We start from the raw sequence: 8,285 nt of genomic DNA on the forward strand, positions 1-8,285 counted from the left end.
GAGATCATCGCCCTGCCGTCCCTCGCCATCCTGTCCGGCGGCGGATCCTTCCACTGCATCTCCCAGCAGGAGCCCGCCTGATGGTCCGCACGATCTCCGTCGCCGCCCTTCAGACCGCCTACGGCGAGGACCTGCAGGCGAATATCGACAAGACCATACAGCTGATCCGCGAGGCCGCCTCGAGAGGCGCGCAGGTGATCCTGCCGTCGGAGCTGTTCCAGGGGCCGTACTTCTGCGTTTCGCAAGAAGAGAAGTGGTTCGCCACCGCCCACCCCTGGCGCGAGCATCCGTGCCTGACGGCGCTGCAGCCGGTGGCGGCGGAGCTCGGCGTGGCCATTCCCGTGTCGATCTTCGAGCGGGAGGGGCCGCACTATTTCAATTCGATGGTCATGCTGGACGCCGACGGGCGCGCGTTGGGCGTCTATCGCAAGAGCCACATCCCCGACGGTCCGGGCTATCAGGAGAAATACTATTTCCGGCCGGGCGACACGGGCTTCAAGGTCTGGGACACCCGCCACGGCCGCGTCGGCGTCGGCATCTGCTGGGACCAGTGGTACCCGGAGACGGCGCGGGCGATGATGCTGCAGGGCGCGGAGGTGCTGTTCTATCCGACCGCCATCGGATCCGAGCCGCACGACAAGGAACTGGACACCGCCGAGCCATGGCGCCGCGCCATGCAGGGGCACGCGGTCTCGAACGTGGTGCCGGTGATCGGCGCCAACCGCACCGGAACCGAACACGCAACCGAGGTCGGCCAGACCTTCTACGGCTCGTCCTTCATCGCCGATCATCGCGGCGATCTGGTCGAGAGCCTCGGCCGCGACGAGGAGGGCGTGATCGTCCACGCCTTCGACCTCGACTACATCGATCGCCATCGCGCGGCCTGGGGCTTCTTCCGCGACCGGCGGACGGACCTCTACGGCGCGCTGGCGGCCCCGCGCCCGGCCTGAGCCAGGGCCCGGCGTTCGGCGGCGCAGCCGGGGTTGGTCAGTCCCTCCGCCCGCGCGGTCCTGACCTCCTCTCGCGCCGCATCCAGATCGGCTCGGAAGGCGGGGTCCGCCGCGATCCGGGCGTAGAGGCTGCGCCCAAGCGCCTGACCGTCCGTCACGTCCGACGGCCAGTTCATCCGGCAGATGGCGCGGCTGCGCCCGATCTCCTCACCGATGCGCCGGACGGCGTCCGCCCGATCCGGGGCCAGTTCGGAGAACAGTTCGCCATAGAGGGCGCCCGCCGCTGCGCCCGACGCGGGCCATGAGGGGCTGGTTCGCATCGCCTGATCCGCTCGCTGGCACGGCTCAAGGCCGGGAATGGACGCAACGGGACGGAGGCGGGGATGTTCGGCGGCCAGGGTCCGGGTCAGCCTGTCGGCGTCCGCCAGAAGGCGGCTCATCAGGCGGCTGAGCGCCGGCCGCGGCTGTTCGTTCAATCTCGTGCCCAAAGCGCAGTCGAAATGCTGGGCGGCGAAGGGCGCGCGGAGTTCGGCATGGGCGACGGCCAGCCACCAGCGGTCCGTGCCGGCGCGGACGTCGTTAAACAAAGAGGGTTCCACTGACTCGAGGGGCTGGCCGGGTTCCAGCGCCGAAGTCTGATCGTCCGCGGCGTGCAGATAGCCGAGGGTCGTAACCGGCGGGGGCGGGCCGCCCGCGCAGCCGGCTACGGCGAAAACGGCGGCCAGAGCGGCCGCCCGCCTCATTTTCCGGCGGTCCAGTCCAGCTGCACGTCGGCCCCGCCCTCTGAGGTGGCGGTCGCGACCACGCGCAGGAGCTTGCCGCTGCCGTCCTCCGCCGCGGCGCCGTAGGCGCGGGCCTCACCCTGGTTCATGGCCATCACCGAGGTCAGCCCGTCCCGCTCAGCGAGGCGGCGGTAGTAGTCGATGATCGCGTCGGGCGAGGACGGGGTGGTGAAGCGGACGATGCCTCCCGGGCCGCTGGGGCCTTTCGCGACGGTCGCGGGCCCGCTCGGCGTGCCTCCCGGATAAATGACCGCGAAGCTGGGAGCGCCCGGAGCGGCCGGCCTCGGATTGACGGGCGGCGGCTCGGGGTAGGCCGCCCGCTCGGCGGCGGGGACCGCGGGCGCCGCGGCGGCCGCGGCGTCCGCGGCCGCGTCCCTGGCGGCGGGGGATTCAGGGGCGGAATCCCGTCCACACCCGGCCACGGCGAGGAGCGCCGTCATGGCGGCGGCCGCGATCGTGCGCTTCATTCCCGTATCGTCCTCGAAGGTACTCTAATCGTTGCGGCCAAGGTGGAGCATGGCTGCGGCGGCGGCAAGGCGGGTTCGCGTCCCGGGCGAGGCGCGATATGACGCGGCGTCAGCCCGACGCCGCGTCGGCGTCGCCGCGCTTGCCCTCCACCGGATCGCCCCCGGGCCCGAGCAGGTCCGCGCCGGTGTTGTTCACCTGGGCCGTCGCGGCGGCCTGAGACGGCGCGTCGGCGTCGGTCATCCCCTCGCTCGCGAGGTTCTCATTGACCGAGTCCTGGTCCGGGTCGTCTTCGGAGCCCGGGGCGGCGCCGCCCTGAAGCGAGCCGGCGCGGGTGTCCGAGCCCATGTCGCTGCCCGACAGGGCCTCAGTCAGGGCGTCGGCGCGCTGGCCCAGGTCAGGCTTCTCGCCCATGGCTTCCGCCTCGCGGGCGTCCTCGGTCCGGGTCTCGCTCATGTCGTCCTCCTTCGCCGACATAGCGAGCGACGCGGGACGCGGTTCCAGAACGGAAAAGAGCCGGGATCGAAATCCCGGCCCTTCCGTCGTTCGCGATTTCCGCCGGGCTTATTTGCCGAACAGCTTGGCCCAGCGGCGCTTCTCCCGGTTCTTCCAGGCGCCGCGGTGATAGGCGTGCGAACCGATCAGCGGCACCACCGTCGTGGCTTCGGCGAAGACCATCTGCTCGTGCGTGGTCTGCACCTTGCCCCAGCTGGCGGCTTCCTTGAGCGTCGAGGACGAGCAGGCGCCGTCGCGCACGTCGGCCACCGTGATCTGGACCGCATAGCGGTGCATCTCGGCCTCGATGCCGAGGATCTCCGCGCAGACGACGGTGTCCTGCGCGAAATTCTTCGGCACGCCGCCGCCGACCATGAAAAGGCCCGTGACGCCCGCTGCGATCTTGATGTCGGTCAGTTCGCGGAAGTCCGCCACCGCGTCGATCATCAGATACGGCTTGCCCTCGGCTATCCGCTCCTTCTGGTGCTTGACCAGACCGAAGCCCGCCGAGCTGTCGACGAAGGCCGGGCAGAAGATCGGCACGCCTTCTTCATAGGCGGTCTGGATCAGGCTGCCTTCCTTCTTGGCGTTGCCCTCGCTCAGCCACTTGCCCATTTCCCAGATGAACTCGCGCGAGGAATAGCCGCGCGGCTCGAGCCGGTTGCAGATCTCCAGGATGGTGTGGTCGCAGGCCTGGAGCTCTTCCTCGTCGATATAGGTGTCGTAGATCCGGTCGATGTAGTTGTCGCGCAGGACATTATCGTCGACCTCGCCGGCGGCCTGGTAGTGTTTGAAGCCGAGAGCCTCGAAGAAATCCATGTCGACGATCGAGGCGCCGGTGGCGACCACGGCGTCGATCATGCCGAATTTCACCATGTCGCGGTAGACGTGCATGCAGCCGCCTGCCGAGGTCGAGCCGGCCAGGATCAGCCACGGCGAGCAGTCCTTGTCCTCGATGGCCATGTTGAAGATGTCGGCGGCCCGGGCGGTGTCGCGCGAGCTGAAGGACATCTTCCGCATCGAATCGATGATCGGACGGGCGTCGAAGCTGGTGATGTCGACATGCTCCACGACGTTCTGGAGCAGCTGGGCCTTCTGGTTGGATTGCCCGATCTTGTCGTGATTGGGAGCGTTCATCGGTTTGGTTTCCCTTACAGGTGAGCGCCCGTCGTCAAGAAGAACAGCGGCCCGGACGGAGCGACGGGCCGCTGCTGGTTGGAAATCCGGCGTCTACAACGCGGGAGTGACGATTTAACGGCGGCGTTGCTTCCGCTGGCCGGCCTTGCCCTTGGGACGCGACAGGCGAACCACCTTGCGGGCCGTCTCCTCGGCCGTGGTGCGCACGGTCGGGATAGAGCGCGGGGCGAGGCCGTACAGCGAAGCCATCGGGGCGTCTTCGACCGCGGCGATGTCGTGCTCGCCATAGCCGTTGAAGCCGGTCGACATGGCGACGCCGTAGGCGCCGAGCATGCCGATCTCGATGAAGTCGCCCTCCTGCACGTCGGCCGGCAGCCAGAACGGGCCTGGCATGTGGTCGATCGAGTCGCAGGTTGGGCCGTAGAAGCGGAAGGGCCTCAGCTCGTTCGAGCTCGCGCCGTCCCGGACCAGTTTGGTCGGGAAGGGCCAGCGCGAGTGCGTCGCGTCGAACAGGGAGCCGTACGACCCGTCGTTCAGATACAGGGCGTCGCCCTTGCGCAGGTCGACCCGGCACAGGACCGAGGATGACTCGGCGACCAGCGCACGGCCGGGCTCGCACCACAGTTCGGTGGTGTGAGTGACCGGCATCTCGGCGAAACCGCGATGGATGGCGTCGGCGTATTCGCTCATGTCCGGCGGGACCATGCCCGGATAGACCGAAGGGAACCCGCCGCCGACATCGACGATGTCAACGATCACGCCGGCGCGGGTGATGGCGCGGCCGACCTGGGCCATGGCGGCCTCATAGGCGGACGGGCGCATGCACTGCGAACCGACGTGGAAGCACACCCCCATCAGGCCGTCGACCACCGCCTGACGCGTGGCCAGCAGCAGCGAAGGCGCCTGATCCGGCGACACGCCGAACTTGCCCGACAGAGAGTAGGCCGCGCCGTCGGCCGAGACCGTCATGCGGACCAGCAGGTTCAGGTCGGTCGCTCCGCCCGTGGCCTCGACGATCTTCTTCAGCTCGTCATGGCTGTCGAGCGAGAAGGTCCGGACGCCGTGGTCGAAATAGGCGCGGGTGATGGCGCCGCGGCTCTTGACCGGGTGCATGAAGGCCAGACGCGCGTCGGCGCTGACCGAACGGACCAGTTCGATCTCGGCGAGCGAGGCGACGTCGAAGCCGGTGACTCCCGCCTCGACGAGGGTCTCGATGACCCAACGCGAGGGATTGGCCTTCACCGCATAGAAGACGTCGGCGTTCAGATTATCCTGGAACCAGCGCGCCGCTACGGAGACTGCACGCGGCCGCACGAGTGCGACGGGACGTTCAGGGGACCGCTCGCGGACCAGGTCCAGGGGAAATGGATACGTGCGCAATTCACGTAAACCCCTGTAATTGTTAAACCCAGACCGGCGTTAGCAGCGCAACGTTAGACCACGGGGTCCGCCGGAAGGCGCGATATGAGGGTTAAGCCCCGTCATGTAAAGCGGTTTTTTCCAGGCGGGGCTTGCCTTTGCCCCGCGAACGGGGATGAGGCGGGGCTGCAAGGTGACAGAGCCTTAACTTGCCGCCCCTCCCGCCGCTGCTACCGTCTCGCCGCCGTATCCTTTGGGGGACCCCGTCATGCGCCGCGCCGCTCTACTCGCCGCCGTCTTTCTCGTCGCCACGCCCTTCCAGGCTCAGGCCCAGGGCGCCGGCCCCGCGCCAGCCTCCGTCCTCGCGCGCAGCGTCGACATTCCGTTCGAGGAGTTCACGCTCGACAACGGCCTGAGGGTCGTCGTCCACACCGACCGCAAGGCGCCCGTGGTGGCGGTCCACGCCTGGTACAATGTCGGCTCCAAGGACGAACCCGAGGGCCGCACCGGCTTTGCCCACCTGTTCGAGCACATCGGCCTGTTCAATCCGACCGAGAACGTACCCGGCGGGCTGATGGAGCCGTTGCGGGCCATGGGCGCGACCGACTGGAACGGCACCACCTGGTTCGACCGCACCAATTTTTTCCAGACGGTCCCCACCTCGGCCCTCGATCAGGCGCTCTACATGGAGAGCGACCGCATGGGCCACCTGCTCGGCGCGCTGAGCCAGGAGCGGCTGGATAACCAGCGGGGCGTCGTCCAGAACGAGAAGCGGCAGGGCGACAACCAGCCGTTCGGCCTTGTCTACTACGCCCAGCTGGAAGCCCTCTTCCCGCCGGGCCACCCGTATCGCCACTCCACCATTGGCTCGATGGCCGATCTCGACGCCGCCAGCCTCGAGGACCTGCGCCGCTGGCACCGTGAGAACTATGGACCGAACAATGCGGTTCTGGTGCTGGCGGGCGACATCGATGTGCCGACCGCGCGTCGCAAGGCGCAGCAGTATTTCGGCCACATCCCGCGCGGCGCCGTGAACGAGCCGGCGCAGGCCGATATCCCGACGCTGCCGGCGCGCGTCGACCAGCTGATGCACGACCGGGCGCCCAACACCCGCCTGTACCGCAGCTGGACCGTGCCCGGCATGATGGACGCCTCCGCCGCCGATCTTCAGGTCGCGGCCGCCATTCTCGGCGGATTGGCGAGTTCGCGGCTCGACAGCGCGCTGGTCCGCGGGGACCAGACCGCGACGTCGGTGGGGACCGGCTATCAGTCCTTCCACCGTCTGGGCATGTTCCAGGTCACGGTCGACGTGAAGCCCGGACAGGACGCCGACGCGGTTTCGCAGCGGCTCGACCAGCTGATCGCGGACTACATCGCCAACGGTCCGACCGAGGACGAGATCGCCCGCACCGTCGCCACCAGCCTGTCGGGCCGTATGCAGGCGCTCGAGCCGGTCGGCGGCTTCGGCGGCAAGGCGGTGGTTCTGGCCGAGGGCGAGCTCTACGCCGACGACCCTGGCTTCTACCGCCGCCAGATGTCCGCCTTGAGCGCGGTGACGCCCGCATCGGTCAAGGCGGTCATGCAGCGCTGGCTGACCCGGCCGGTCCTGGCCACCCGGGTCGATCCCGGCGAACGGGAAGCCTACGCCGAGGCGGCCGACAACCGGCCGCCGCCGCAGCCCGCGGAGCCGCTGCCCATCACGCCGCGTGAGCCGATGCCGCCTGTGGGGCCCATGAAGCCGCTCGACTTTCCCGACGTTCAGCGCGCCCGGCTGTCCAACGGCATGGAGGTGATCTACGCCCGTTCGACCACGGTCCCGATCACCCGAGCCGCGATCGACTTCAACGCCGGCATCGCCGCCGACCCGGCCGATGCGCCCGGGACGCAACGGCTGATGCTCGACCTGCTGACCGAGGGCACGACGAGCAAGACGGCGCTGCAGATAGCCGAGGAGAGAGAACGGCTGGGCGCGACCCTCAACGCGTTCGCCTCGACGGACCGCACCACGGTGGCCCTGACCGCGCCGACGGCCAATCTGGAGCCGGCGCTCGATCTTCTCGTCGATGTGCTGCGCAATCCGGCCTTCCGCGAGGCGGACATCGAACGCCGCCGCAATCAGCAGCTCGCCGCCATCGCGCAGGAGCTGTCTTCGCCGAACGGGATCGGCGCGCGGGCGCTTCCAGCGCTGCTGTACGGGCCGGAGCACCCCTATGGGCGCAGCGGACTGGGAACCGGCGTCGCGGCCGCGGTCAGCGGGCTCGACCGCGCGGACCTTACCGGTTTCCATCAGGCCTGGATCCGGCCCGACAACGCCCAGCTGTTCATCGTGTCCGACCGCCCGCTGGAGGAACTGCAGCCTCTGCTCGAGGCGCGGCTCAGCGCCTGGACAGCGCCCGCGGCCGCCCGAGGCGTGAAGAATCTGCGCGCGGCCGTGCCGGCGCTCCAGCCCCGCGTCGTCCTGATCGATCGTCCGCAATCCCCCCAGTCCCTGATCCTGGGCGGCCGCGTGCTGCCGGTCACGGGTCAGGACGACCTCGTGGCCGTGACCGCCGCCAACGAGGCGATCGGCTCCGGCTTCCTGTCGCGCATCAATCAGGACATCCGCGAGACCCGCGGCTGGTCGTACGGTGTGAACGGAGCCCTCACGCTGCTGGAAGGCGCCACGCCGTACCGGATCAACGCGCCTGTGCAGGCCAACCGGACGGGCGAATCGATCGCCGCCCTGATGGACCAGTACCGAGGCTTCCTGACCGACCGCGGCGTCACCGCCTTCGAGCGCGAGCGGATCGTCAAGGGCAACATCGGGCAGCTGCCGGGCAGCTTCGAGAGCTCGGCGAACATCCTGAACGCCCTGCGCACCAACGCGCTGTACGGTCGGCCCGACAATTACTGGGAGACGCTGGCTCCGCGTTACGAGGCAATGACCACCGAGGCGCTGGACGCCGAAGCCCGCCGTGTGATGACCGCGCCGGACTTCATCTGGGTGGTGGTCGGCGACGCCTCCGTGGTGCGTCCCCAGCTGGAAAGCCTCGGTCTGCCGGTCGAGGTCCGGACCGCGCAGTAGCCGCGCCGCGCCGACGCCGTTCCGCTGGACGGC

At 69.0% G+C, this 8,285-nt stretch carries 8 protein-coding genes; 3 read left to right on the top strand and 5 right to left on the bottom strand.

The features are described from left to right. On the top strand, positions 1–81 hold an 81-nt coding region (locus VGB60_RS08120; protein ID WP_331037772.1), incomplete at its 5' end, for a hypothetical protein. Next, positions 81–950, top strand: a complete 870-nt coding sequence (aguB, locus tag VGB60_RS08125; protein ID WP_331037765.1) for an N-carbamoylputrescine amidase — start codon at positions 81–83, stop codon at positions 948–950. The genes VGB60_RS08120 and aguB, both read left to right, overlap by 1 nt. On the opposite strand, the gene VGB60_RS08130 is transcribed toward aguB, so the two are convergent. From VGB60_RS08130 to VGB60_RS08150, 5 genes are all read right to left on the bottom strand, one after another. Next, the gene (locus VGB60_RS08130; protein WP_331037766.1) at positions 917–1,693 is read right to left on the bottom strand and encodes a PA-phosphatase; all 777 of its coding nucleotides are present in this window, start codon (positions 1,691–1,693) and stop codon (positions 917–919) included. The genes aguB and VGB60_RS08130 overlap by 34 nt on opposite strands. Beyond that, positions 1,690–2,199, bottom strand: a complete 510-nt coding sequence (locus tag VGB60_RS08135) for a hypothetical protein (RefSeq protein ID WP_331037767.1) — start codon at positions 2,197–2,199, stop codon at positions 1,690–1,692. Before VGB60_RS08135 ends, VGB60_RS08130 begins: the two co-directional genes overlap by 4 nt. Positions 2,200–2,308: 109 nt before the next feature. Beyond that, entirely contained in the window at positions 2,309–2,653 is a 345-nt protein-coding gene (locus tag VGB60_RS08140) for a ribonuclease (protein ID WP_331037768.1), read from the bottom strand. Positions 2,654–2,761: 108 nt separating this feature from the next. Continuing rightward, positions 2,762–3,829, bottom strand: a complete 1,068-nt coding sequence (locus VGB60_RS08145) for a 1,9-bis(guanidino)-5-aza-nonane synthase (RefSeq protein ID WP_331037769.1) — start codon at positions 3,827–3,829, stop codon at positions 2,762–2,764. 114 nt (positions 3,830–3,943) lie between these two features. Further along, positions 3,944–5,209, bottom strand: a complete 1,266-nt coding sequence (locus tag VGB60_RS08150) for a type III PLP-dependent enzyme (protein ID WP_331037770.1) — start codon at positions 5,207–5,209, stop codon at positions 3,944–3,946. 247 nt (positions 5,210–5,456) lie between these two features. Between VGB60_RS08150 and VGB60_RS08155 the strand changes: the two genes are divergently transcribed. Further along, positions 5,457–8,252, top strand: a complete 2,796-nt coding sequence (locus VGB60_RS08155) for a pitrilysin family protein (protein ID WP_331037771.1) — start codon at positions 5,457–5,459, stop codon at positions 8,250–8,252. Positions 8,253–8,285: the final 33 nt, after the last annotated feature.

Origin of the sequence: Brevundimonas sp. (genome assembly GCF_036399195.1) — a bacterium.
Taxonomy (GTDB): Bacteria; Pseudomonadota; Alphaproteobacteria; order Caulobacterales; family Caulobacteraceae; genus Brevundimonas.

What these genes read in the sequence shown, in the direction of transcription:
- aguB (WP_331037765.1), top strand. Translation starts at nt 81, where the DNA reads ATGGTCCGCACGATCTCCGTCGCCGCCCTTCAGACCGCCTACGGCGAG.
- VGB60_RS08135 (WP_331037767.1), bottom strand. Translation starts at nt 2,199, where the DNA reads ATGAAGCGCACGATCGCGGCCGCCGCCATGACGGCGCTCCTCGCCGTG.
- VGB60_RS08155 (WP_331037771.1), top strand. Translation starts at nt 5,457, where the DNA reads ATGCGCCGCGCCGCTCTACTCGCCGCCGTCTTTCTCGTCGCCACGCCC.
- VGB60_RS08140 (WP_331037768.1), bottom strand. Translation starts at nt 2,653, where the DNA reads ATGAGCGAGACCCGGACCGAGGACGCCCGCGAGGCGGAAGCCATGGGC.
- VGB60_RS08145 (WP_331037769.1), bottom strand. Translation starts at nt 3,829, where the DNA reads ATGAACGCTCCCAATCACGACAAGATCGGGCAATCCAACCAGAAGGCC.
- VGB60_RS08130 (WP_331037766.1), bottom strand. Translation starts at nt 1,693, where the DNA reads ATGAGGCGGGCGGCCGCTCTGGCCGCCGTTTTCGCCGTAGCCGGCTGC.